Genomic DNA, 24,576 nt, shown 5'->3' with positions numbered 1-24,576 from the left:
GCCGCAGGACATAAGCCCCGCGGCTCCTGATTACAGATGATCAGTCTTGGAAAACGTAGGTTCCGGGTGCATCGCACAGTGGCCTGAGGCCCACTTTGGTGTTGCCCGGTTCGACAGCTGCCCGCCGCTCTCCAGACCGTTCCGCGAGCCATGCATGCCACTCCGGCCACCACGATCCTTCCTTGCGCGCTGCTTTCTCCCGCCAAGTATCCGGATCGACATAAGGATCACCAGATTTGATGGTTTGCACCTGATAGTGGCGATGCGGGTGGCCCGGTTCGCTTACAATTCCCGCATTGTGCCCCCCACTGGTCAGGAGGAAGGTGACATCTGTTGCCGGATGGGAGGTTATCTTGTAGGCGGAGCGCCACGGGGCCACGTGGTCTTTTTCGGTCCCAACGGCAAAAATCGGCACACGAATATCGGTGATATGGATTGGGCGATCGCCCACCATGTAGCGCCCTGAAGCCAGATCGTTTTGCAAGAACAGCTTGCGCAGGTACTCCGCGTGCATGCGATAGGGCATACGGGTCAAATCGGCGTTCCACGCCATCAGGTCATTGTATCCCTGCCGCTCACCCATCAGGTACTCGCGCACAAGCCGAGACCAGATCAAGTCATTGGAGCGCAACAGCTGGAAGGCACCTGCCATTTGTGTGCCTTGCAAATACCCCTGCTCCCACATCATGTTTGTGAGATAAGACACTTCACTGTCACGGATAAAGAGCATCAACTCGCCCGCCTCAGTGAAATCATACTGCGCGGCCAACGTGGTAAGTGACCCGAAACGGTCATCGCCATCCCGCGCCATCGCCGCTGCCGCAATTGAAAGCATGGTACCGCCCAGACAATACCCCACGCCATGTATCTTTTCGTCGGGCACGATCCGGTTGATGACATCAAGTGCATCCATGATGCCTTGTTGGCGATAATCCTCCATGCCCAGGTCACGATCTTCTTCGGTCGGGTTGCGCCACGACACCATGAAAACCGTATGCCCCTGATCGACAAGATACTTGACCAGAGAGTTTTTCGCCGACAAGTCGAGGATGTAGTACTTCATGATCCAGGCCGGCACGATGAAGACAGGCTCGGGATACACGGTCTCTGTTGTCGGACTGTACTGGATCAGTTCGATCAAGTGGTTGCGGAAAACCACCTTGCCGGGAGTGACTGCAACTGTTTTTCCCGGAGAAAACTGTTCCAGCGCTTCGGGCTTCTTGCCGGATGTATACTGTTCAAAATCCTGCATGAAGTTTTCAGCACCGCGCACAAAGTTCATTCCGCCTTCCTGCACGGCGGTATTTACAACCTCCGGGTTTGTCATCACGCCGTTGGACGGAGCGAAAATATCGAGCAATTGCCGAGCAACGAACGACACTTCACGCTCATCTTTTTCGGAAAGACCGTCAATATTGGTGGTGGCTTCCTGCCACCACGCCTGGTTCAACAAAAACGACTGATAAAGGTAATTGTAGGGCCATTTATTCCAGCTCTCTGATTGAAAGCGTCGGTCGCCGTTTGTGGGCTTGGCAAATGGCTCAGCCTTTTCATCGAGCATGGCTTCACCCAGATGAGACCATAAAAGCAGGTTGTTCTCCAGCGCCTTGTTGGCGAGGACCATCTGCTTTCCCGGTGACAATGCCAAGTGCGCCGCCCAGGAAAACCCCTTTGTGGCCAGTCCAGCCGGCGACAAACCCTTAGTCATTTTTGCCAGTGTAGATTTGAAGGCGCGATCTACGATCTCAGCAGCACTGTCAAAAGTCTCGGTTCGTGTCTCAGCCTCTTCAGCAGAGCGGCGAGGGTCGGACGATGCGGCTGAAGAACGCCCCTCCGCCTTGTCTCGAGTTCCCGGAAACTCACGAAGTTGACGCATCAGATACCCTCCCGCTCGGTCTCGGCGTCGGTGCCACAGCAAGCACCCGTTCGCGTCATTTGCGACGCATAAGTAGAAACGCCTTACTAGGGATATCCAATGCCGCAGGGGCATGTCAACTAAAATGCTGCGGCGCACAATTTGCGTCTGTGCCCTTGGCAAATGCTTAGCTATCGTAAAGGGATTTCAAAATTTAGTTGAAACGCGGATAAACGCAGGCACAAAAACAACAACCCGATTGATGTGGCAAACAAAACGCAACAAACTGGTTGCTAGTTCCTTGTTCACCAGCCAGGGACCAGCCAAACACACGACAAGGACCTGTTTCCGTTCATGGATAAACTTGGTGTCATGCGTGCATTCTGCCGCATTGTGGAACTGAAGAGCTTCTCCAAAGCAGCAAAGGACCTCGGTTTGTCTCCAGCCATCTTGAGCCGAGAGACCAAGCTCCTGGAGGAGAGCCTCGGGTGTGTCCTGTTAACCCGCACCACCCGCAGCATGACGCTGACGGAACACGGCGCTCACTACTACGATGAGGCGCGGCGTCTGCTCTCGGAAGTAGAAGCGTTGGAGACGGGTATTCAAGCACGGGCCCAACAATTGAAAGGCACTTTGCGCATCAACGCGCCGCTGTCATTCGGCATTGCGGTGTTGGGGCCCATCACACCCAGTTTCCGTGAACTCTATCCAGACGTCCATCTCGGCATCTCGCTGGATGACAGGGTCGTGGATATGGTGGAGGGCGGGTTCGACATTTCCATTCGAATACTGCGCACTCTACCAGATTCCTCACTGGTGGCCCGCAGAATAGGCCAATCCAGACAGGCCTTGTTTGCTTCACCCCGATATCTTGCGGAGCGTGGGCGCCCCGAGGCTCCGGAGGACCTTCCCGCCCATCGCAAACTGGGTTTTTCTCTGGCCGACCACCAGCATACATGGCATCTTGAAGGCCCCAACACCCACTCAACCTTGCTTGTAGAACCGGAAGTCAGCGTCAATAATAGCTTGTTCATTCGTGACATGCTGCTGGCAGACCAAGGCATAGGTTCATTGCCCGGCTTTCTTTCGGGCCCACTTGAAGCCACCGGCGCGCTAGAGCGGGTATTGCCTGAGTTTTCATTGCCTTCGCGCAGTATCTTCGCCGTCACAGCCAGTCGCCTGAGCGCCGATGCCAAGGCACGCACCTTTCTTGACTTTCTGGAGAACGAACTGAGCAGGAAAGACTGATTTTTAACCCAGTGTAAAAAGTTATCTCAGTTTAGCGCGGTTAATCCCGTCGATTGGAGCTGGCATATCCAAGGCACACCACGACCCCAACACAGTGAGAGTGCCCATGACTAAAGTTCTTGTTCTTTAATACTCCAGCTACGGCCACATTCACGCGATGGCTCAGGCCGTTGCCAACGGTGCCGCGTCCGTACCCGGTGTGACCGTTGACCTCAAGCAGGTACCGGAAACCGTGCCCTCTGACATTCGCAGCAAAGCCGGCTTCGTCGATTTCGATGTTCCTGTGGCCAGCCCAACGGATCTGGAAAATTATGATGCCGTGATATTCGGAACACCATCACGCTTCGGCAACATGGCCGCGCAAATGAAACAATTTATTGATCAGTGCGGTGGCCTGTGGGCGCGGAATGCAATGGTCGGCAAGGTTGGCGGGGTTTTCACCTCTACCGGCTCCCAACACGGTGGGCAGGAAAGCGTCATTCTGTCGTTCCACATCGCCCTGCTCCATTTCGGCATGTTGATTTCCGGAATGCCCTACACCTTTTCCGACCAGACCCGTAGTGACAAGGTGATCGGTGGTTCGCCATATGGGGCTGGCACGGTCGCCGGTGCGAACGGTGAACTTGAACCAACGGAAACGGACTTGGCAGGCGCCCACTTCCAAGGGCAGCATATTGCGGAAACGGCCCGGCGATTGACGGCCGCCTCTCTGCCCGCATCCGAGGCTCTGGTATAGCCATGGTTCGTCCGACACTGACACTCGACTTCTTTCATGACGTAGTTTGCGGCTGGTGTTTCAACCTGTCACCACGGCTGCGCCAACTGGCAACAGAGTTCAGTCTGGAGGTTGTGCATCACACGTTCGTCCTACAGGAGAACCGGGATCAAATGATAGCGGTATTCGGATCCATGCCCGATGCCAAGCAGACAATCCTTGGCCATTGGGAAGCATGCAAGGCAGCCTCCGACAATCCAGAGAGATTCAATATCGAGGGCATGCGCCATGCCTCCTTTGAGTATCCGTCGGGGCTACTGTCCGCACGGGCCTGCAAGGCAGCAGAACGCCAAGCCGGCCAAGATGGTCACTGGGTCATGTTCGATGCGTTGCAGCGAGCACATCTCACGCAGGCCCGCAACATCGCCGATCTCGATACAGTCGTGGAAGTGGCGGCAGAAGCGGGCTTTGATCCGGAGCTAACAGCGACTGACATCCTGAGTCCCCGCATCGCTGAAGCGGTCCAAAGAGATCAGGCTTTTGCCCGTCAACTCCACGTGACATCGGTCCCAACCGTGGTCCTTCGTGAAACCGGCATGCGCCTCATCAACCAACCGTTGGAGGGTTTGCGAGAGCAGATCTTCGCCAACATGCGGCTGGCTCTTTAACCTTTCATCCCTTTGCTGCAAGGCACCGGTGCCGCCGCCCCAACCTTTGCAGGCGGCACCGGCAACAATAACCAGAAAGGAGACGCCGATGGCCCGTCTCTCGGACATCGCTCTGACGGCTCTTGCGCCCGCAATTTGGGGTAGCACCTACTACGTCACAACGGAATTTCTGCCACAGGGTTATCCCATCACGATGGCCGTCTTGCGGGCGTTACCCGCTGGCCTTCTTTTGCTACTCATAGTGCGTCGGCTGCCCTCGTGTGAATGGGTGCCCCGCATTTTGCTTCTGGGTTTGCTGAACTTCGCGGTTTTTTGGGTCATGCTGTTTATCGCCGCCTATCGCTTGCCGGGCGGAGTTGCCGCAACCGTAGGCGCCATTCAGCCGCTGTTCGTCATCTTCATCGCGTGGTGTTTGCTCAACATTCCAATTCACGCACTGTCCGTCGTCTCGGCACTGGCAGGTATAGGTGGTGTCGCCCTCCTGTTGCTTGGGCCTTCTGCGGCCTTGGACCCGATTGGCATTGCAGCGGGCGTTGCAGGTGCCTTGTCCATGGCATTCGGCACTGTGCTCAGCCGAAAGTGGCAACCGCCAGTTTCACTGCTCACATTCACTGCATGGCAACTGACGGCAGGAGGCCTGTTGCTGTTACCTGTCGCCTATTTTCTAGAGCCAGCCTTGCCTCCCTTGAGCGCCAGTAACGTGCTTGGCATTACATACCTCGGTCTGATCGGTGCCGCCGCCACCTACTTCATCTGGTTCCGCGGAATCAGCCTGCTTGCTCCCTCCGCAGTATCGACCTTGGGTTTCCTGAGCCCTCTCACAGCGGTTCTTTTGGGTTGGATCGCACTCGGTCAAGCCCTCACGCCAGTCCAGTTGATGGGGACAGCAGTCGTACTGGGCAGTGTATGGATCAGCCAGATTGCCGGACGCCGTGCCGCCGCCGTAAAGCCGGCCTAGCATTTGATAGTTTGAGCGTTCGCACGCCAAAGGTTTGGCGCAAGTGCGAACGCTCGTCAAAAAAACAGAAGTGCCGGTTTTGCCGCAAGATCCGAGACCCTGATCATCGAGGAACACACGGTTTCTATAGCCGTTTGCGATGGACTCGCCAGGCTAGCCAAACCCCAATCCCTCCGCGCCTATACGCTTTCCCATTGAGACCACCGGAGCCGTATCACATGCTCCGGGTTTATGGGCACGGATATTTCCATCGCCCATTCGGCAGCGACCACCATAAATCGCGCTACCACGGAACGGGGTGAAAAACCTCCGACCTCCGTCTTCAAAAATGCCAAGCAGATCGACGCGTTCGCAAAGCCCGTCAGGGCCTCTTTTCCAACGCTGGCAAATCTGCTCACCCGCTTCCAGACCCGCTTCAATGACTTGAGTGCATGACGCACTCAAGAACAGGTTGCCCGCAGACGTCCGACGAATGACGCTGGGGCACATTGTAGCCAGCCCTGATGTGGCACCGCAAATTCGGCTTTACATTTGGATCGTATTGATAAATATATTCAAAATGCTCACGAATAGCATAGCAAGATTTCGAATGGCGGGCGCAAGACCACAGACCCGCAGACGGGAAAAGGCTGGTTCTACGAACCAACAATCTTAGACGCTCTCCCCGCCCACGAACCTGCTGTGCAAGAAGAAATATTCGGACCTGTTCTGGCGGCTCGGACATTCGACTGCGAGGATACTGCCGTATCCTTGGCAAATGACACCGAATACGGAAACGTCGCCAGTATTTACACGCAAGACAACGGGCGAGAATTGCGTATCGCGCACACCGTTGATTGTGGTCGGGTCACTGTAAATGACTGCTGGACCAGCGGCATTGGCCGCGGAAAAGGACTGGAGGCACTGGACGCGTACACAAAGACAAAAAGCAAATCGCTTCGTATTTGAACACCATTTTTACAGGGAGAAAGAGTATGATTGAGAAGTTGAAACAGGATCTTGCGACCGGTACCATCAGCCGCCGCACATTCATGGCGGGCGCATTGGCAATGGGCGCAACTGTTTCTTCCGCAAGCCTGCTTGTTGGCGAAGCTCACGCAATAGCACCGCAGAAAGGCGGCACCTTGCGTATCGGTTTCACGCAGGGGTCAACCTCAGACACCTTTGATCCTGCAACGTTCAACAACGACTTTATGCTGGCCACCGGTTACGCAGTCTTCAATACCCTTGTTGAGCTCGCACCAGATGGATCCGGTCAACCGGATCTGGCGGAAAGCTATGAAGCATCCGCAGATGCAAAAACCTGGACATTCCGGCTGCGCGATGAGGCAACCTTTTCAGATGGCAAGAAGGTCACTGCCGCTGACGTCATTGCATCCATCCGGCACCATTTGGGCGAAAACAGCAAGTCGGCGGCGAAGCCGTTGCTGAAGTCCATCGAAGACATCAAGGCTGATGGCGATAACACCGTTGTCTTCACCCTGACAGAGGGCAATGCGGACTTCCCCCTCATCTTTAACGATTACCATCTGGGCATTCGACCCGCGCAAGCCGATGGCACGATCGATCCGGACACCATGATCGGCACCGGCGGCTATGTGGTGGAATCGTTTGAAGCCGGCGTGCGCGCTGTGCTCAAGCGCCGCGACGACTACTGGAAAAAGGGCCGTGCTCACATTGACCGCGTTGAGATCCTGACCATTGCCGATCCCGCGGCGCGTATGAACGCCCTGTTGACCGGCGAAGTAGATCTGATCGATAGGCCGGACCTCAAAACCGTTCACATGCTCAAGCGCAACCCGAATGTGAAGCTGCATACGCAGGACGGCACACTGCACTATGTCATGCCGATGCATTCGGACACAGCTCCGTTTGACGACAACAATGTGCGGCTGGCACTCAAGAATGCAATCAACCGCCAGGAATTCGTCGACAAGGTCTTGAAGGGCTACGGCAAGGTCGGCAATGACCAGCCCATCGCCTCCTCCATGCAATTCTACAACGATCAACTGGCCCCCCGTGCATTCGATCCGGAAAAAGCCAAGTACCACCTGAAACAGGCCGGGCTCGATACGCTCAACGTCAAACTGCACACAGCGGAAAACGCATTTGGCGGTGCCGTTGATGCATCCTTGCTGTTCTCTGAAACCGCCAAGGCTGCCGGCATCAACATTGAGGTCGTGCGCGAACCTGCCGACGGTTACTGGTCCAATGTCTGGCTGAAGAAACCATTCTGCACTTCCTATTGGGGTGGCCGCCCAACAGCTGATCTCATGTTCACGACAGCCTACGCCGCTGGCGCAGACTGGAACGAGTCCCGCTTCAATCACGAACGCTTCAACGAGCTTTTGGTCAAGGCAAGAGCGGAACTCGACACCGAAACCCGCCGGAACATGTACTTTGAAATGCAACAGATCGTGTCCGATGAAGGCTCGACAATCATTCCGGCCTTTGGCCAGTACGTATCTGCCATGACCAAGCGCGTTCATATGCCTGAAAAGGTCACGCAGCTCTGGGATCTTGACGGTATGCGCTTCATCGAGCGTTGGTGGGTCAGCTAGCGCCCTTCACTGTCAGGTCTTAACTCACGTGATGGTCTATGCCTCCCGCACAGGCGGGAGGCATATTGAGGGGTAATATGTCTGGAATCCAAAAACTTGTGCTAAGGCGCATCGGCCTTGGCATTGTGACACTGTTTATCGTGTCACTTTTGATCTTTATAGGAGTTGAACTGCTTCCAAGCGACTTGGCGCAAGAAATACTTGGTCAGGCCGCAACACCGGAAACCGTTGCCGCCTTCCGGCGTGAGCTCGGTCTCGATCAACCGGCAGTAATCAGATATCTCGAATGGGTTGCCGGTGTGTTTCAGGGCGATTTCGGTGTTTCCCTTGCCAACCGCCGCGATGTGGCTGAGCTGGTTGCTCCCCGTCTGAAGAACACCATGTTTCTCGCGGGGTACGCTGCCGCCATTGCTGTACCGGTTGCTGTCACGCTCGGCATTCTGGCAGCGTTGTTCCGCAATTCCATCTTCGACCGGCTGGCGAACGTTTTTGCCTTGTCGTCGATTTCCCTGCCTGAATTCTTTGTCGCCTACGTACTCATCCTCCTGTTTGCGGTCAACATACCGCTGTTCCCATCTTTGGCGCGCATTGATGACGCCACGCCATTCATTGAAGCGCTCTACAGAACGTTCCTGCCCGCGCTGACGCTGATCCTTGTCGTGATCGCGCACATGATGCGAATGACGCGAGCTGCCATCATCAATGTTCTTGCTGAACCGTACATCGAAATGGCCCGCCTCAAGGGCGTACCCCGGTACAAAGTCATTCTCAGACATGCACTGCCCAACGCCTTGCCGCCGATCATCAACGTTGTAGCAATCAACCTCGCCTACCTGATCGTAGGTGTGGTGGTGGTCGAAGTCGTCTTCGTCTACCCCGGTCTGGGCCAGTTGCTCGTGGATGCCGTTGCCAAGCGCGACTTCCCCGTTGTACAGGCCGTGGGGCTGTTCTTTGCGGCCACGTACATCAGCCTGAACATTCTGGCTGATGTCTTGTCGATCCTGTCCAACCCGCGCCTGCGCGCCAAAGCTTAGGAGGGGATCATGCTTCGCTTTTTCAAAACAACTCCTCCCACAGCGCTGCTGGGGCTTTTCATCATTCTCAGCGTCGCCATCATGGGCGTTTTTGCACCCTTCCTTGCCCCTTACGGCGAAACCGAAGTTGTTGGTGCCGCTTATATGCCATGGGACAGCGTACACTTGTTGGGCACCGACAATCTGGGCCGGGACATGCTTTCCCGGGTCATCTACGGTGCGCGCAATACGGTTGGTCTTGCTTTGCTGACCACCGCAATCGCATTCACTGTTGGAGCGACACTGGGTATTTATGCGGCCCTCAAAGGGGGCTGGGTAGATCAGGTGGTCAGCCGCGCGGTAGATGTATTGATGGCCGTTCCGCCCCTCATTCTGGCCTTGATGCTGCTGGCGATCGTGGGTCCATCCATTCCCAACATGGTGTTGGTGATCGCCGTGATCTATGTGGCACCGGTCTTTCGTCTGGCACGGGCGTCTTCAATGAACATTGTCGTACTGGACTTCGTTCAAGCGGCCCGGTTGCGGGGAGAAGGCAACCTTTGGCTCATCTCCCGCGAGATTCTGCCCAATATCACCTCCACGCTCGTGGCTGAGTTCGGCCTGCGGTTTTGCTTCGTCTTTCTGTTCATCGCCGCGCTGTCGTTCCTCGGCTTGGGCATTCAACCGCCAACAGCGGACTGGGGCTCCATGGTGAAGGAAAACGCAACCCTGATCACGTTTGGCGACATCACACCGTTGATCCCTGCGGCAGCCATCGCTGTGCTCACCATCGGCATCAACTTTGTCGTGGACTGGATGCTGCACAAAGCCAGCGGCTTGAAGGATTGAGGTGCCAACAATGACAAATATTCTGACAGTCCGAGATCTGCATATTCAAGCACGCCATAAACACGGCACGACGGAAATCGTGAAAGGCATCGATCTCGACCTGAAACCCGGTGAAGTACTGGGTCTGGTTGGCGAGTCTGGAGCTGGCAAGTCCACGCTCGGTCTGGCAGCCATGGGCTACACCCGCGATGGATGCCGTATCAGCAGCGGGTCAATCCGTTTCAGGGATCAAGAGTTGGTTGGCGCATCGGCAAGCACTTTGCGCCATCTCCATGGCAACTCCATTGCCTATGTGGCGCAGTCCGCAGCCGCAAGTTTCAATCCCTCGCACCGGCTGATCGACCAGTTCACCGAGGCACCGCTGGAACATGGGGTACGGTCACGCAAGCAGGCCGAGGCTGACGCCATCCAACTTTACCGCGAAATGCAACTGCCCAACCCGGAGGAAATCGGCTTTCGTTATCCCTACCAGGTTTCCGGAGGACAGTTGCAGCGGGCCATGACTGCCATGGCCATGTCCTGCAAGCCGGATCTGATCATTTTCGATGAGCCGACCACGGCCCTGGATGTCACCACCCAGATCGAGGTTTTGGCTGCCATTCGCAAGGTGGTGAAAGAACACAACACCGCAGCCATTTACATCACCCATGATCTGGCCGTGGTATCGCAAATGGCGGACCGCATCATGGTGCTGCGCGACGGCCACATGGTGGAAACAGCACCCACAGAAGAAATGCTGGCCAATCCCAAGGAAGACTATACCAAGTCCTTGTGGGCGGTGCGCACCCTGCACCGTGAAACCCGGCCTCGGCCCGAAAAAACCCCTTTGCTGGCCATCGACAAGGTTACAGCCCACTACGGGGAGTTCAAGGCGCTCGACAGCATCAGCTTCGACATCCTTCCGCAGCGAACCGTTGCCGTGGTTGGTGAAAGCGGATCCGGCAAGTCAACATTGGCGAAGGTCATCACTGGCCTCTTGCCCCATTCGCCGGGCGGAGAAATCCGCTGGCAGGGCGAGGCTCTCCCTCCTCGGCTTCAAGACCGTGACAAGACAATCCTGCGCGATGTGCAGATGATCTACCAGATGCCGGACACGGCTCTCAATCCACGCCACCGAGTGCGCGATGTGGTCGGCCGTCCCCTGACCTTTTACCTCGGCCTGCATGGAGCAGAAAAAGAAGAGCGCTTGCGGTCTCTGATGGAACAGATCGAGCTGGATCCGGACATCTATCTCAATCGCCGTATTACAGAATTGTCCGGTGGGCAAAAGCAGCGCATCGGCATTGCACGGGCCCTTGCTGCCGAACCTCGGTTCATCATTTGCGATGAGGTCACCTCGGCTCTCGATCAGTTAGTCGCGGAAGGCATTTTGAAACTTCTGCTCAAGCTGCAAGAAAAATATGGCCTGACGTACATGTTCATCACCCACGATCTGGCCACCGTTGAAGCCATCGCCGACGATGTGGTGGTCATGCAGCACGGCAAGATCGTGGAGCAAGGCACGCGCGATGAAGTGTTCTCGCCGCCTCATCCGGACTACAGCGCCCGCCTTCTGGCATCCGTACCGGAAATGGATCCGCACTGGCTGGACAGGGTGCTGGCAGAACAAAAGATAGATCTTCTGGAAAACAACTGATCTTGCAGGTTGGATCACGCATCAGGCTCCGCCCGCCTGCGGGGCCTGTTTTAGCCGCGCCTTTGGCCCGCAAAACGGGAATGACTAAGCCTGCAACCCGTCCATGAACATCTCGCTCACCTTGTGAAAGAAATACTCCTGATCCATGGAGAACTCGCTCGCTTCCCGTGAGCAAAAAATCAGAACGCTTCGGATCTGGCCTTGTTCGAAGCAAGGCACGGCAAAATAAGAGCGAATGCCGTGGGGCACAAAAAGCGCCCAGTCGATTGGCTTGAGGCTCTCCATGGTGTCTTCAACCACCATATACCGCAGGTCCAGCGACACGATCATCTCGGCGATTGTGCCGTCGTAAGGGTAGCTTTTGCCTTGCGGCAGCTCAGCAACTGCGGCACCTGCTCTGTGCACCTCAACCCGGCCGATATCCTGCTTCACGTCGGAAAACAAAACAGCCTCAAACAGTTGCCCCTCGTTCCACTCACATAACGCTTCGAGGCGACCATGCAGATCCCGATGGCCGCTCAAGGCCCGTTTCAATCCAACCAGCTCCGCTGTCGAAACGGCGACATCATCTCCCGTCTGGCCTTCAAAAGGCCGGTCCGCTGATACCGGGCTTTCCATATCCAACTGCTTTATGAGTCGGTCTTCGATACACACCAGAGAGCCGTAAATCGCATCCGCAGCGCCCTCCTGCGCCCTGCCTGCCAACAAACACCAGTAGGTCAGATTGTCACAGGAGGTAATGCGAAAAACCACAGAACTGCTTCGCCCTTTGCGAATCGTTGTCAACGCCGCATCAAGACCAGGCAGATCATCTGCCTGAACGACACTTTGTCTGTAACCCGGATTCTTCATGATGCCTGCAACATCGTAGGGAAACTGGTCCCATCCAGCGTGCATGGAGACATGTAGGCTCTGCTTCAACAGATTGATTTTCCAAAGTAATATGGAACAGCCCACCATATGCTTATCCAGTCTGGATTTAATCCCCATGTCCTATCTCCAGTGAAGCAAACGCCGTAGCCGAACACCAGCTTGCCGGGCGGTAATGCTGCTTTAGTTGTGGCACAAAGCACGCCTCTCAATCACTAATGACAACTACTTATATGAGTTATGTAGATTTTTGGTAGCACCAATAAAATACTTTAATAAATGCCTATTTAGAGTGATTATTGGCCTATGAATACTTCGGGAGCAAGTAAATTGGTAGTACCAATTCAATCTTCTTCAATCAATGCCAGCCGGGAAGCTGTATTGCATGCCCAGCTCTCCAATCTCATTGCCGAAGGCCGGTGGACCGCGGGTCAGCGACTGCCGGCTGAACGCCTTCTCTGCGAGGAGTTTGAAGTCAGCCGTAATACGGTTCGCAGTGTGCTGAAGAAGCTGGAAGCAAGCGGTGTGGTTCAAATCAAGCGCGGCAGCGGGTGTTATCTGGCCGACGCGGCCAATGGCACTCAGGAAAACACCAGCGACAAGGACAGCGCTCCGGTTCTGATGGAAAAGCTGGAGGCAGCCTATCTGTTCCTGCCGCCGGTATTCGTCACCGCATGCCATGTCATCTCCTCCAAGCAGATCACGCAGCTTGAGGAATGCACGGGCAAAATCGGCCGTGCCATACTGGACCACAACTGGCCCGCCTTACGGCGCAACTCTGAAGAATTCTTTGCTCTGGTTTCGGGCGCTTTGCAGAACGCCATCATTCGTGATGTGTCCTGTTCCATATGTGCCAGTTCCTCCTTTCTGTTCCCGCGGTTTGACTCGTTTGCAGAGGAGGATCGCAACAAGATGTTTGCGGACTTTGTGCTTGTACTCAAAGCCCTCAAGGCCCGTGACACGGCGCTGATGGAAAAGGCGGTGAAAGTCAAAATCCTGAACGTGGCCGTTGCATTGGCACGGCTACGGGGCATCGCCCTTTCTCCGATTATCGCTGCAGAACAACACAGCCTGGCGCCGCCCTAAAGCCCGCTGGGTCTGACCTGCAGCTTTGCAAAACCTCCAGACACTTTGAACCGATGCGGACGCGAGTATCGGAACGAACCCTCTGTGTCTTGAGTGGGCCGTCCTGTCCTTCATGGCCCTGACGAAGGAAACAAACCACGTTGCTAGGGAGGCAACCATGGAACGCTTTGGCGTTGGATATCTGGAGGAGCGCAAGCTGGTCAAGCGCACCTCTGGCCTGACAGCCGGTATAGTCAGCCTTGTGCTGGTTCTGGCCGTCTTTTATGGCACCTGGTGGATCTTTCACGATCCCCGCGGCCTGATGCGCATGTACACACCCTATGTGGGTTATATGTACTGCCGCTGGTGGCTGATCATGATGATCTGGATGGTCTACATCTTCGACTACTGGCCGTTCCGGCGCAGTTGGTTGAACACGGCCCATCCAGTGCTCAAGGGCCTTGTGCTGACAGCGGTTTCGGCTCTCATTCTGGTTACCCTGATCAAGGGTTTCTTCGAAGGTTTGCTGGGCAACTACGGGCTGGCCTACTTCAATCCGGAGCAACTTGAAAAACTGCCGGGCATCACGTCCTTCTTCGCTATCGAGTACGCCTCACTGGCCATCTTGATGTTCGCGGCAATCGCATCCTGGCTGTCTCCGGCATGGGTTGTTGCCATGGAAAACGCACCATGGGAGAAACTGAAGCAACCGGTACGCGGCCTGACCATTCTGCTGGTCACCTTCTTCCTGTCCACGATTGTGTATTTCATCACGATGCACTCTCACATGGGCATCCTCTATCAGCCATGGCAGTCCTTTACGTCCATCGCCCCGCCATACTGGGAGAACTTCGCAGATACCGTCTCCGGCAACTTCCATATCGCCTGGATCATGTGCTGTACCGTGGTGATCTGGCTGGTGGAAACCATCTGGCAACGCTATCCGTTCAATTTGATAAAGAACGCGTGGGCCCGGCGCTTTGCCATGTTCTTTGGCATCATTGCAATTGCGCTGGCTCTCAACTTCTTCCTGTACTTCGCGCAGGAACTGACATGGGGTGAAGCCGTTCGCGGAACACGCCGTGAGTTTTCTCCGGACTGGCGTTGGTTGCATGTGGGTGAAATGGCCATCTTCTGGCTGGTCCCTGCATTGGCCCTGTCGTTCTATTTCGACAACTGGCCACGCAAGTACTCCATGCCGGTGAATGTCGCTGTTCGCACGGTGATTTCCATTGTTGGCGCCGTGCTGCTTTACATCGTCTACTACAAGACATCTCACCTGTTCCTCGGCACGCAGAAAGGGTTTTCTCACCCGCAACAGTTCCCGATGATCCCGATGATCTGGCTCGTCAATATCATGCTGGTCCATCACTGGTTCATGGACAACTGGCCCATGTGGAAGATGGTGCCCAAGACTCAGGAGGAAATCGACCAGGACCACGCTGCTGCTGCAGCCGAGCTGGAAGCTGAAAAGCCAACTCGGTCTTACGGTTGGGGCGTTGGTGCAGGCGTTGTGGCTGGTGTTGCAGTCTACTTCGTCGTCGTTGCCATCCTGCCGGCAGCCTACTCTGCCATCACCATCATCAACTGACCGAACACAGGAGATCACGATGAACAAGTCATTTGATCGCCGGACCTTTTTGAAGGGCGCCACCACCGGAGTGGGTTTCGGTCTGGTTGGTGTCATGGGGCTGTATTCCTACTCCCCATTGCGCAAAGCCCATTTCCCGAATGTTGATCGCAAGATGACCGACATCGGCACACTGAAAAGCGTCCATGTGACCAACATCAGCGAAACCAGCTGGTTTGAAAATGCCGTCCTTATGGGAGACATCAAAAAGGCTGGCGGGCTGTTGGTGAACCAGTACGACTACAACTGGCCCCCCTTTGGCAATGGCAAAGGTCTTGGCAAGGGGTCCTACGAGGAAGGCATTGCCAAGATCAAACAGTACCTGCCCCATGATCTGGAAAAGGCATGGAGCATCATTGAGCAGGAGTGCGTCAGTGTAGAAAATGCGGGCGGCTTTGCCGCGCTTCTGGACATTGAGGAGCTGGACGGCACAAAGCGCAAGTTCCTGCTGGACAGCGGTTGGTCCTACAAATGGATGGACGAATGCTTCAAGCGCGAAGGCATCGATGCCATGCTGCGCAACAAGGAAATCGAGGCTCTGATCATTTCTCACGAGCACTTCGATCACTACTGGGGCTTACCGGTCACCCTGAAGTATGACCCTGATATCACCATCTACATTCCGGAGGGCTTTTACGAAGAAGGCAAACAATACATCAAGGATTCCGGTCATACCGGCAAGCTGATCGAGGTCAAGAATGGCCTCAACAAGATCATCCCGGGGCTTGCCACCTACGTATTCCCGGTTCCCATCATCTGCCGGGTGTTCGGCGAACAGTCCATCTATTGCAACGTGAAGGACAAGGGCCTCGTCAGCGTGACCGGCTGTTGCCACCAGGGCATCATCCAGTTTGCTGAAACAGCCTATAATGAACTCAAGTATGAGAACGACAACTTCTACGGCATTTATGGCGGGCTTCACATTTCGCCCTTCGATGACTGGGATCCGAAATACGATGATCTGGTGATCTCGCTGCGCAACTACGATTTTGACGTGATCGGCTGCAATCACTGTACCGGCCTAGTCTGCGCCAACAAGTTCATTCAGGCCGGCTATCCCGTAGTGCGCGGCACTGCTCAGCACCGCTCCAAGGACACCGCGTATCTGGGCAACGGTGACACCATCACCTTCGGCTAATCCACACCATGGCTCATCCACGTCCCTTGGCAAGGACGCGGGTGGGCCCAACAGCTTATGGGGTCACGATGATTGATTTAACTCGCCTTCTCCCTCCAGGATACGCTCGAGATCCAGCTACAGCCGCAGGCCAATTGCCACGCGCAGCCATGATGCGCATCAACTTCATACCCGGCGTGCGCCAACGCCTGGGCTGGCGCGGCATGCGCGCCTGTCCGCAAGCGCCAATGGGTCTGACGGCACGCATTGAGGACCGCACGGGCATTTATGGCCTTTACCCCTCTACAGAGCAGCAAGTTGGAAAAGAAGGCGTGGCCACGTTCTCCCTGTTCTACTTCCCTGAACCAGAAGACGACATCATCAACGCCTACTCACTGGCAGCCGGCTTTGCGGCCTACGATGCAAGCTATCTGGACCGGCTGCGGGACTTTCCCATTCACACTGAATTCGCGCAGCTTTTCCATATTGGCGAGATTGAAGTCCGTCTTGCACCGGATGACCAACTCACTCTTTCTCTGATCGCCCCGCAGCGAGACAGAACCATTGCAGTGGAAGGCATTACCGCACGCCTGCACGGCACCCATCAAACCCTTGTTGAGCCGGGCGGTCTGGATCAGGACTTGCCCTGTCATGATCTGGCCTATCCCTTCTTCGAGATACTGGCCGCCTCTCTCGCCTATGCGTTCGAGCAGGCTCCGACCGCCCTCCAGTGCGAGCAAACGGATCATGTAAAGCGCGGTTTCGATACGGCTGGCGAAGTCTGGCAGAAACTGGACCCGGAGCACACTCTGGACGCGCTACGGCTCGGTTGGACATTTTCTGCCAATGGCTCTCACCCCACCTTCGCACCAATTGACCCGCGCGAGTGGAGCCGCGATTCCAATGCTGCGGCCCGGTATGAACAGGCCAAGTGGTGGAACCCCATGGTGCCTGGTGCCCGGCACTCCATGGACAAGAGCACTATGGGCATTGAAGAAAAACCGAAGCTCATTTTGTTGACCGGCTTCTTGGGGGCCGGCAAGACCACCTATCTTTCCCATTTCATCGAGCATCAGGCCGCCCGCAACCAGTTCGTCGCCATCATCCAGAATGAAATCGGCGAAAAGGGATTGGATGCCCGGCTGCTTGGTCAGCACTACGCCGTCGAGGAAATTGATGAAGGATGTGTGTGCTGCACATTGATTGACAACCTGACTGCGGCAATCGATTTGATCTGTCAGAGCTACCAGCCCGATTTTATAGTGGTGGAAACAACCGGTCTCGCCAATCCGGCCAACCTGCTGTCAGAGCTATCGGAACTGGAGGATCGATTGGAGTTCTCATCCGTAACCTGCATTCTGGACGCGCTTAACGCCAACATTGGACTGGAAACCTATGACATCATGCGCGATCAGATCGCTGTCGCCGATACGATCCTGATCAACAAAGTGGATTTGGCGGCAGCGCCTCAGGTGGAGGCACTCAAGCAGACCATTCACCATCTCAATCCGTTTGGCAGAGTGCACCTGACCACAGATGGTGATATTTCGCCGCGCACGCTCTACGGTGTCAATTTTGAAGGCCCGCAAAAGATAGCCGCCCCCACCCCCTGCGGATGCAGTCATGATGGCCACGAGCACCACTGTGCCACCCATCATCACTACGGCATCAGTAGTAAGATCTGGCACCCCTCCCGGCAGATCGAAAAGGATGCACTTGAGGCGTTCCTTCTCGCACTGCCGCCCACCGTCCTGCGTGTGAAGGGTCTGGTGAGGCTCGGGCAGGAGAACGGATTATGGGTGTGCCAACACGTTCCCAATTCCGTACAGCTCACACGCTATCGCGGCACGGATGCGCCGGCGGAATTCCTGGTGTTCATCGGTGAAGATCTTGAAGAGCCGCTGGCCCGTGTGGATGATGCCGTCAGTGTACGTCTCGCCGCTCCCGCCTGACGCCTTCCAAACAGGGCGCGCCTTCATCCTCGGGAGCCGGAGAGACAGGGAGGCCCCTCTTCGGCTCTCGAACCACTTGGCCGCTGGTAGTAGCGCTCGAGGACCGACACAGCCCACCAACAAAAACAGCGCACCGGTGACACCGATGCGCTGCATTTTCTTCGTCATGATGGAACAGCCTGAAAAATACCCTTGAAGGGGCAGTTTCCTTTCCTAGTGGCGCTTGATATAGGCCGCCAGAATATCGCGCGCAGCCTTCAAATCGTTGCGATCAATCATTTCTGTCACGGTGTGAATATAGCGCGTTCCCACCATGATCCCGACGGCTTTTGCACCCGCAGCAGCCTGCTGAGCGGCCGCGCCGTCCTGGCCGCCGCCCTTCAACATGGTGCGCTGGTAAGGAATCTCTTCTTCAACGGCAATCTGCTCGACCTCTTTTACCAGACCGAGATCCGCAATAAAGGCGCTGTCCTTGACATGAAGGCCGAACCCCTTGCCCTGCTGCGTGGTCTGTTCCTGCTCTGCCACACCGGGTGTGTCGCAAGACAGCGTCACATCGACGCCAAACCCAATGTCTGGTTTCACGGCATAAGCAGCGGCTTTTGCGCCGCGCAGGCCAACCTCTTCCTGGCACGTGAAGGCAACGTAGATCTCGCAAGCGTGTTCCGCATCACCCAATGCCCGAATGGCTTCGATGCCAAGCCAGCAGGCAACACGATTGTCCAAAGCCTTGGAGACAACCTTTTCACCCATCTCGATCAGCGGCTCATCAAGCGTCACCATGTCGCCAACCTTGACCACATCCTTGGCCTTTTCACCCAGCCCCAGATCAATGATGAACTCGGTCACTTCCGGAATTTTCTTGCGCTCTTCCGCACTGGCGGTGTGGATCGGCCGCCCGCCGGGGTTCATCACGCCTTTCAGATCGCCCTCATCCGTTGAAACCAACACACGGCGGGAAAACAGGTTACGGGGATCAAATCCACCGACAGGCTGGACATAGATGAAGCCCTTTTCCGTGACATGCGACACCAGAAAACCAATTTCATCCATGTGACAGAGCAGCATCACCTTTTTGGGTGCCTCGCCATTTTCCGCCGGCTTTCGTGCAGCACGCCGACAGATGAGAGAGCCCAGTGCATCGGTCTGCACATCGTCAAACAGGCCCTCGATTTCTTTCAGAATGAGTTCGCGAACCCGGTGTTCATGTCCAGGAACACCGGGTGTTTCGCAAAGGCGGCGCAGCAGATCTATGTTCATGACAGCTTTCAACTATTGATATGGAGACAACACGCACCATGAAGCCAAAGGCAAACGGTGCACTCTAAAACATAGAGCCTACATACAAAAAACAGCGCACCGGAGCAAACCGATGCGCTGCAGTTTTGCTAGATGAACCGTGGCTTACGCTTCTTGAGCGACGTCCTCGTGGTCCACCACCTTGCCTTTCGCTTTCGCAATAACCAGCCCGGCAGTTGCGAGTGCACCGGCAATACCGATAGCGGTCGCGATGGTCATCGGCAGGCCTGCACCCAGCGTTGAGGAGTTCAGCAGGAAGCTGATGACAACGGTGGTCATGAAGGTTGCCGGGATCGTGCAGATCCAATGCAGCTTGTTGTGACGCAGCAGGTACGCAGAAGCGGTCCAGAGCATCATGGCGGCGGTTGCCTGATTGGCGACGCCGAAGTAGCGCCAGATCACACCAAAGTCGACCTGAGTCAGGATGGCGCCCATGAAGAACAGCGGCAGGGCAAGCATCAGACGCTTGGCAACGACCTTCTGATCCATGTTGAAGAACTCAGCCATGATCAGACGAGCAGAACGGAACGCGGTATCGCCTGAGGTGATTGGCAGAACAATCACACCGAGGATCGCCAGAACACCACCAACAGCACCCAGAAGACCGGTAGATGCTTCGTACACGACGTTTGCCGGGCTACCAGCCATGCCTTCTTGCAGACCTTCCAGGCCACCAAAGAAGGACAGGGCAATCGCACACCACAGCAGGGCGATGATACCTTCACCGATCATTGCACCATAGAATACGAACCGACCGTTGGCTTCGTTTTCCATGCAGCGCGCCATCAGCGGAGACTGAGTTGCGTGGAAACCGGAAATCGCACCACAAGCAATGGTGATGAACAAAGCTGGCCACAGCGGCATATCGCTCGGATGACCGTTCTGGAAGAAGTCAGCAATGCCGAAGCCAGGCAGCAGCGTGTGCTCGCTGGAAACGACAAGTGCAAGGGTCAGTCCAACAGACATGAACAGCAGCAGCGCGCCGAAGAACGGATAAAGACGGCCAATGATCTTGTCGACAGGCACGATGGTCGCGACCAGATAGTACACGAAGATCACACCAAGGAAGATCATCATGTCCATGCCGGTGAGCTTGGCAAGCAGGCCAGCTGGTGCGGAGATGAACACAACACCCACGAGCAACAAGAGAACCAGTGCGAACACGTTCATGAAGTGCTTGGCGCTTGTGCCCAGATACTTGCCAACCAGGTTGGGCACGGACTGGCCGTTATTACGAACGGACAACATGCCGGAGAAGTAGTCATGAACGGCACCGGCAAAGATGCAGCCAACGACGATCCAGAGCATGGCCGAAGGGCCGTACAGCGCACCGAGGATCGGACCGAAGATCGGGCCAACACCAGCAATGTTCAAGAGCTGGATCAGGTAGACTTTCTTCTTGGACATCGGGACATAGTCCACGCCGTCCTTATTTGCAAAAGCAGGTGTCTGACGGCCAGGTCTCGCTCCAAAGATCTTCTCGACAAACGCCCCGTAGATGAAATAGCCGCCAATCAGCAGGCCAATGCATAGTAGAAACCATCCCATAGTTTCATCCTCCTTAGAAACCTCACAAACTTTTTAACAATGTTTAATGAGGGGATCTGGAGGATCCCATGAGTGGTCAAATTGACGGGGTAAGCGGTCGATATACCAGACAAGCGGTCGGGCGCTTCCATACGCAGATTCGTATGGTTGCTTGCGCAGACCTATTGATACCCGAAGAGTTGCTTAAGTGATTTCAGGTATCTGCGCGATACTGGCACCTTTGTGCCGCTGTGGGTGATCGCTTCCGCACCGGATTCGAGAAGCACGATTTCGGAGATGGCTTCTGGCGAAACAAGATACTGTTTGTGGCTGCGCACCAGCGGGGTCTTCTCTTCCAGAACCTTCAGGGTGAGGTGCGTATGCACGTAATCCTGACTGGTCGCCACATGAACACCGCTCAGGTCAGTGAAGATGTATTCAACCGAGGAAACCGGCACCACTTTCAGCTTGTTGCCCAGATAACACGGCAGATGCGTCAGTGTTTGCGGCACGATTTCTTCCATGGAGCGCGGCTCCATGTCCCGCCGCAGCTTGTGCAGGGTCTTGGCCAGCCGGGCCTCTTCAATCGGCTTCAACAAATAGTCAAAGGCATGATGCTCGAACGCCTTGATGGCATATTCGTCATAGGCGGTTGCAAACACGATGCGCGGCATGGTTTCCGGATCAAGCATGCCGATCAACTCAATGCCCGAGATCTGAGGCATCTGAATATCCAGAAACACCAGTTCCGGCTTCTTCTTGTTGATTGCCGCCAGCGCCTCGATTGCATTGCCGCATTCGCCGACAATTTCGATGTCTGGTGTCTGCGAGAGCATGTCCGCCAGTTCTTCCCGGCTGTAGGGCTCGTCATCGACAATGAGGCATGTGATCATCACGCCATCTCCGGCACAGTTATCGGTAATCTGATATGCACCCGGGTGAACACATCCGGCTCGCATTCAACATCCAGTCCATAGTCCGGCCCGTACTGATTTTTCAAGCGCTTGTCGACCAGATTGAGGCCGAGCCCCTCGGAGTCTTCTGTCGGCTTGTATAAGCCGGCGTTGTCTTCCACTGTCAGTTCCAGAACGCCTTCGCATTCCGTGCCACGAACCCATACCGTACCCGGCCCCATCATTTGCGAGACGCCATGCTTGACCGCGTTTTCGATGATGGGCTGCAAGGTGAAGGCAGGCAGCTTGACCACATGAAGTTCGTTGGGAATGTCCAGCTCTATGTTCAGTCGGTCGTTAAAGCGCGCCTTCTCAACATTAAGGTAGGAGTCGATGTGGTCCAGTTCATCCGCCAGCGCCACCAGCCCCGTGGTACGCTTCAAGTTGATCCGCAAATACTTGGAGAGCTGAAGCAGGAGCGAGCGCGCCTTTTCAGGGTCTCGCCGAGTGACGATGGCGGTCGTGTTCAGTGCGTTGAACAGGAAATGCGGGTTCACCTGCGCCTGCAACAGCTTCAACTCCGACTGGGTCAGCAGATGTTGCTTTTCCTCCAGTTGCCCATAGAGGATCTGGTTGGACAGCAACTTGGCGATCCCTTCCCCAAGCGTGCGGTTGATGTTCAAAAACATCTTGTTGCGTGCTTCATACAGTTTGATCGTTCCGATCACTTCGCTCTCACTGGTAAGCGGGATAACCAGACAAGAGCCCAACTTGCATTTGGGCGAAAGCGAACAGCTGTAGGGAAGATCCACCCCATCGGCGAACATCACTCGATTGTACTGGATGCAGTCGATGGTGAGTTGGGACGAAATCGGGCGGCCGGGCAGATGATGATCGTCACCAATACCGATGAAGGCCATCAATTTCTTGCGGTCTGTGATCGCCACCGCCCCTACACGAGTTTCCTCAATAATGATCTGAGCGACCTTGGCCGACGACTGTTCATTGAACCCTTTGGCCAATACACCAACACAGCGTTCGGCAATGCGCATGGCCTGATTTGTGAAGGAAGACGACAGTTTGTCATACATGGCCTTCTGGTCACGCACGATGCTCATGAACATGGCCGTGCCAATGGAGTTCACCAGCAACATGGACGGCGCGATTTCCACCACCAACGACAAGGCCTGATCAAACGGACGGGCCACCATCAAGATGATGGCCATTTGCCCCATTTCCATGAAGACAGTGAACCAGAACACGAACAGCGGCTTGAAGCGCAGGGCATTCAGGCCATTGCGGCGGAAATAGTAGGCGATCAGGCCTGCCGACAAGCCTTCGAAGGTGGTTGAGATGGCGCAGGCCAAATCGGTAAAACCGCCAAAGGAATAACGGTGGATCCCTGCGGTCAGCCCGACGAGGAATCCTGTCACCGGTCCACCCAGCAATCCGCCCATGACCGCGCCCATGACACGGGTGTTGGCAATGGCATCATTGATCTGTTCGCCAAAGTAGGTGGCCATGATGCCAAACCCGGAGAACACAATGTATATGACCACCTTGTGCGGCAGACGCGGCGACGCTTCTGTGAGCACCTTAAAGAACGGCGTCTTGCTCACCAGATAAACGATGACCAGATACACGCACATTTGCTGGGTGAGCAGGAGGATAAGTTCCATCACGACCGTTCGTTGCTTGCGCTCAAGGGGCCATTCCAGCTCGAACTACCGTCTGGAGGGCCGTGATACCTAGCGCGGTTTTACAGCTGCGGTCAATCATGCCCCAAAATACGGGTTTCTTTCAAATCCGTGCAAAACCTACGCAAAGTCAACGCAGGCATGTCTAGCGTGCCTGATACCCGCTTGGGACGTACATATTTGGCTACGTATCCCCGCTTCGGGGTACGGCTTTCCTTGCATTCGCACCAATTACGGCGACGCAGATCACGCACCGACCAGAGACGCCTTCCATTTCAAGTCGATCATCTCGTCAGTCAAGCCATACACCTCCTTGAGCATCGGCCGGTCGATAATCCTTTCAGGGGACCCGGTAGCGTAGACCCGGCCCTGCTTGAGGATCACCACCTCATCGGCATAAACGCTTGCCAAATCAATATCATGGAGGACTGCGATCACGCAGCCACCGGCTTTGGCGTAGGTTTGTGCCAAGTTCAGAACATCAATCTGGTGTTTGAGATCAAGACTGGAGGTCGGCTCATCCAGGAACAGGGCGCAGGGCGCTCCATCCAGCACAGGTTCCCAGACCTGACACAACACCCGCGCCAGTTGGACCCGTTGTTTTTCTCCCCCTGACAACAGGGCATAAAGCTGGTCAGGATAGTAGCCCAATCCAACCCGATGGAGCGCCTCCGTAATCCGAGCCTCCGGGTCATGAATTGGCTGGGCCGAAGCGCCCGAACGAATGCCAAGCCCAACAACCTCACGTAGGGTGAATGGAAACGACAGGGTGGAAACCTGCGGCAGCACAGCCCGACGGGCAGCAATTTCCTCGCTTCGATAAGACGTTAGCGGAGAGCCTTCCATCATGACGCGCCCTTGTTCGGGCGTAATCTCGCCGCTGAGGCATTTGAGCAAGGTCGACTTGCCAGCGCCATTGGGGCCTATGATTGCTGTAAATCGACCGGCCATTGCATGAAAGTTCACCTCTTCCAAAAGCATTTTGCCGCCCCGGCGAACACCGACACCTTGCGTGGAAAACAT

The 24,576-nt window shown here is 55.5% G+C and carries 20 protein-coding genes and 1 pseudogene; 13 read left to right on the top strand and 8 right to left on the bottom strand.

Annotation, left to right across the window (positions count from 1 at the left end; all coding sequences use genetic code 11):
* Positions 1 to 40 precede the first annotated feature (40 nt).
* A complete protein-coding gene (locus G512_RS20535) occupies positions 41 to 1,876 on the bottom strand; it encodes a PHA/PHB synthase family protein (RefSeq protein WP_081657429.1) in 1,836 nt (611 codons plus the stop codon).
* A 333-nt stretch (positions 1,877 to 2,209) separates the two neighbouring features.
* Between G512_RS20535 and G512_RS0109255 the strand changes: the two genes are divergently transcribed.
* The 4 genes and pseudogenes from G512_RS0109255 to G512_RS0109240 all read left to right on the top strand — a co-directional run bounded on the left by G512_RS0109255 (position 2,210) and on the right by G512_RS0109240 (position 5,444).
* Positions 2,210 to 3,103, top strand: a complete 894-nt coding sequence (locus tag G512_RS0109255) for a LysR family transcriptional regulator (RefSeq protein ID WP_028481478.1) — start codon at positions 2,210 to 2,212, stop codon at positions 3,101 to 3,103.
* Between the two features lie 106 nt (positions 3,104 to 3,209).
* Positions 3,210 to 3,839, top strand: a pseudogene (wrbA, locus tag G512_RS20530) (NAD(P)H:quinone oxidoreductase).
* A gap of 2 nt (positions 3,840 to 3,841) precedes the next feature.
* Positions 3,842 to 4,486, top strand: a complete 645-nt coding sequence (locus G512_RS0109245; protein WP_036489269.1) for a DsbA family oxidoreductase — start codon at positions 3,842 to 3,844, stop codon at positions 4,484 to 4,486.
* Positions 4,487 to 4,574: 88 nt separating this feature from the next.
* A complete protein-coding gene (locus G512_RS0109240; RefSeq protein ID WP_028481476.1) occupies positions 4,575 to 5,444 on the top strand; it encodes an EamA family transporter in 870 nt (289 codons plus the stop codon).
* A 153-nt stretch (positions 5,445 to 5,597) separates the two neighbouring features.
* Here G512_RS0109240 and G512_RS22560 read toward each other — a convergent pair whose 3' ends face one another.
* Positions 5,598 to 5,933 (bottom strand): hypothetical protein, encoded by a 336-nt coding sequence (locus G512_RS22560; protein ID WP_143181400.1) that lies wholly within the window; start codon positions 5,931 to 5,933, stop codon positions 5,598 to 5,600.
* Between the two features lie 93 nt (positions 5,934 to 6,026).
* Here G512_RS22560 and G512_RS22075 point away from each other — a divergent pair, with 93 nt between their 5' ends.
* The 5 genes from G512_RS22075 to G512_RS0109210 all read left to right on the top strand — a co-directional run bounded on the left by G512_RS22075 (position 6,027) and on the right by G512_RS0109210 (position 11,503).
* A complete protein-coding gene (locus G512_RS22075; RefSeq protein ID WP_081657428.1) occupies positions 6,027 to 6,392 on the top strand; it encodes an aldehyde dehydrogenase family protein in 366 nt (121 codons plus the stop codon).
* 26 nt (positions 6,393 to 6,418) lie between these two features.
* Complete coding sequence (locus tag G512_RS0109225) at positions 6,419 to 8,005, top strand: ABC transporter substrate-binding protein (protein ID WP_036489266.1); 1,587 nt, start codon at positions 6,419 to 6,421, stop codon at positions 8,003 to 8,005.
* A 77-nt stretch (positions 8,006 to 8,082) separates the two neighbouring features.
* Positions 8,083 to 9,039, top strand: a complete 957-nt coding sequence (locus tag G512_RS0109220) for an ABC transporter permease (RefSeq protein WP_028481472.1) — start codon at positions 8,083 to 8,085, stop codon at positions 9,037 to 9,039.
* 9 nt (positions 9,040 to 9,048) lie between these two features.
* On the top strand, positions 9,049 to 9,867 hold the full coding sequence (locus tag G512_RS0109215) for an ABC transporter permease (protein ID WP_028481471.1): 819 nt from the start codon (positions 9,049 to 9,051) through the stop codon (positions 9,865 to 9,867).
* A gap of 10 nt (positions 9,868 to 9,877) precedes the next feature.
* Positions 9,878 to 11,503 (top strand): ABC transporter ATP-binding protein, encoded by a 1,626-nt coding sequence (locus tag G512_RS0109210; RefSeq protein WP_028481470.1) that lies wholly within the window; start codon positions 9,878 to 9,880, stop codon positions 11,501 to 11,503.
* Positions 11,504 to 11,587: 84 nt separating this feature from the next.
* Here G512_RS0109210 and G512_RS0109205 read toward each other — a convergent pair whose 3' ends face one another.
* Entirely contained in the window at positions 11,588 to 12,493 is a 906-nt protein-coding gene (locus G512_RS0109205) for a hypothetical protein (RefSeq protein WP_143181401.1), read from the bottom strand.
* Positions 12,494 to 12,703: 210 nt separating this feature from the next.
* On the opposite strand from G512_RS0109205, the gene G512_RS22070 reads away from it, so the two are divergent.
* From G512_RS22070 to G512_RS22065, 4 genes are all read left to right on the top strand, one after another.
* Positions 12,704 to 13,459, top strand: coding sequence for a FadR/GntR family transcriptional regulator (locus tag G512_RS22070; protein WP_051269171.1), 756 nt, complete (start codon positions 12,704 to 12,706; stop codon positions 13,457 to 13,459).
* A 157-nt stretch (positions 13,460 to 13,616) separates the two neighbouring features.
* On the top strand, positions 13,617 to 15,029 hold the full coding sequence (locus G512_RS0109195) for a membrane protein (protein ID WP_028481468.1): 1,413 nt from the start codon (positions 13,617 to 13,619) through the stop codon (positions 15,027 to 15,029).
* A 19-nt stretch (positions 15,030 to 15,048) separates the two neighbouring features.
* A complete protein-coding gene (locus tag G512_RS0109190; protein ID WP_028481467.1) occupies positions 15,049 to 16,206 on the top strand; it encodes an MBL fold metallo-hydrolase in 1,158 nt (385 codons plus the stop codon).
* Between the two features lie 68 nt (positions 16,207 to 16,274).
* The gene (locus tag G512_RS22065; protein WP_162143368.1) at positions 16,275 to 18,137 is read left to right on the top strand and encodes a CobW family GTP-binding protein; all 1,863 of its coding nucleotides are present in this window, start codon (positions 16,275 to 16,277) and stop codon (positions 18,135 to 18,137) included.
* A 213-nt stretch (positions 18,138 to 18,350) separates the two neighbouring features.
* Here G512_RS22065 and G512_RS0109180 read toward each other — a convergent pair whose 3' ends face one another.
* The 5 genes from G512_RS0109180 to G512_RS20510 all read right to left on the bottom strand — a co-directional run bounded on the left by G512_RS0109180 (position 18,351) and on the right by G512_RS20510 (position 24,576).
* Positions 18,351 to 19,397, bottom strand: coding sequence for a M42 family metallopeptidase (locus G512_RS0109180; protein WP_028481466.1), 1,047 nt, complete (start codon positions 19,395 to 19,397; stop codon positions 18,351 to 18,353).
* A gap of 144 nt (positions 19,398 to 19,541) precedes the next feature.
* Positions 19,542 to 20,984 (bottom strand): carbon starvation CstA family protein, encoded by a 1,443-nt coding sequence (locus G512_RS0109175; protein ID WP_028481465.1) that lies wholly within the window; start codon positions 20,982 to 20,984, stop codon positions 19,542 to 19,544.
* Between the two features lie 161 nt (positions 20,985 to 21,145).
* Complete coding sequence (btsR, locus tag G512_RS0109170; protein ID WP_028481464.1) at positions 21,146 to 21,856, bottom strand: two-component system response regulator BtsR; 711 nt, start codon at positions 21,854 to 21,856, stop codon at positions 21,146 to 21,148.
* On the bottom strand, positions 21,856 to 23,535 hold the full coding sequence (locus tag G512_RS0109165) for a sensor histidine kinase (RefSeq protein WP_028481463.1): 1,680 nt from the start codon (positions 23,533 to 23,535) through the stop codon (positions 21,856 to 21,858). The genes btsR and G512_RS0109165 overlap by 1 nt, the downstream gene beginning before the upstream one ends.
* 264 nt (positions 23,536 to 23,799) lie before the next feature.
* Positions 23,800 to 24,576 carry a heme ABC transporter ATP-binding protein gene (locus G512_RS20510; protein WP_051269169.1) on the bottom strand — a complete coding sequence of 259 codons (777 nt, stop codon included), beginning with the start codon at positions 24,574 to 24,576 and terminating at the stop codon, positions 23,800 to 23,802.

This window comes from Pseudovibrio exalbescens DSM 16456, assembly GCF_000422785.1.
Classification (GTDB): Bacteria; Pseudomonadota; Alphaproteobacteria; order Rhizobiales; family Stappiaceae; genus Pseudovibrio; species Pseudovibrio exalbescens.
The sequence above is the reverse complement of the archived record's forward strand: the minus strand, read 5'-3'. Positions and strand labels throughout refer to the sequence as shown.

Bases quoted from the DNA above. Each gene is read 5' to 3' on its own strand.
- G512_RS20535 (WP_081657429.1), bottom strand. From the start codon at position 1,876: ATGCGTCAACTTCGTGAGTTTCCGGGAACTCGAGACAAGGCGGAGGGG.
- G512_RS0109255 (WP_028481478.1), top strand. From the start codon at position 2,210: ATGGATAAACTTGGTGTCATGCGTGCATTCTGCCGCATTGTGGAACTG.
- G512_RS0109245 (WP_036489269.1), top strand. From the start codon at position 3,842: ATGGTTCGTCCGACACTGACACTCGACTTCTTTCATGACGTAGTTTGC.
- G512_RS0109240 (WP_028481476.1), top strand. From the start codon at position 4,575: ATGGCCCGTCTCTCGGACATCGCTCTGACGGCTCTTGCGCCCGCAATT.
- G512_RS22560 (WP_143181400.1), bottom strand. From the start codon at position 5,933: ATGTGCCCCAGCGTCATTCGTCGGACGTCTGCGGGCAACCTGTTCTTG.
- G512_RS0109225 (WP_036489266.1), top strand. From the start codon at position 6,419: ATGATTGAGAAGTTGAAACAGGATCTTGCGACCGGTACCATCAGCCGC.
- G512_RS0109220 (WP_028481472.1), top strand. From the start codon at position 8,083: ATGTCTGGAATCCAAAAACTTGTGCTAAGGCGCATCGGCCTTGGCATT.
- G512_RS0109215 (WP_028481471.1), top strand. From the start codon at position 9,049: ATGCTTCGCTTTTTCAAAACAACTCCTCCCACAGCGCTGCTGGGGCTT.
- G512_RS0109210 (WP_028481470.1), top strand. From the start codon at position 9,878: ATGACAAATATTCTGACAGTCCGAGATCTGCATATTCAAGCACGCCAT.
- G512_RS0109205 (WP_143181401.1), bottom strand. From the start codon at position 12,493: ATGGGGATTAAATCCAGACTGGATAAGCATATGGTGGGCTGTTCCATA.
- G512_RS0109195 (WP_028481468.1), top strand. From the start codon at position 13,617: ATGGAACGCTTTGGCGTTGGATATCTGGAGGAGCGCAAGCTGGTCAAG.
- G512_RS0109190 (WP_028481467.1), top strand. From the start codon at position 15,049: ATGAACAAGTCATTTGATCGCCGGACCTTTTTGAAGGGCGCCACCACC.
- G512_RS22065 (WP_162143368.1), top strand. From the start codon at position 16,275: ATGATTGATTTAACTCGCCTTCTCCCTCCAGGATACGCTCGAGATCCA.
- G512_RS0109180 (WP_028481466.1), bottom strand. From the start codon at position 19,397: ATGAACATAGATCTGCTGCGCCGCCTTTGCGAAACACCCGGTGTTCCT.
- G512_RS0109175 (WP_028481465.1), bottom strand. From the start codon at position 20,984: ATGGGATGGTTTCTACTATGCATTGGCCTGCTGATTGGCGGCTATTTC.
- btsR (WP_028481464.1), bottom strand. From the start codon at position 21,856: ATGATCACATGCCTCATTGTCGATGACGAGCCCTACAGCCGGGAAGAA.
- G512_RS0109165 (WP_028481463.1), bottom strand. From the start codon at position 23,535: ATGGAACTTATCCTCCTGCTCACCCAGCAAATGTGCGTGTATCTGGTC.
- G512_RS20510 (WP_051269169.1), bottom strand. From the start codon at position 24,576: ATGTTTTCCACGCAAGGTGTCGGTGTTCGCCGGGGCGGCAAAATGCTT.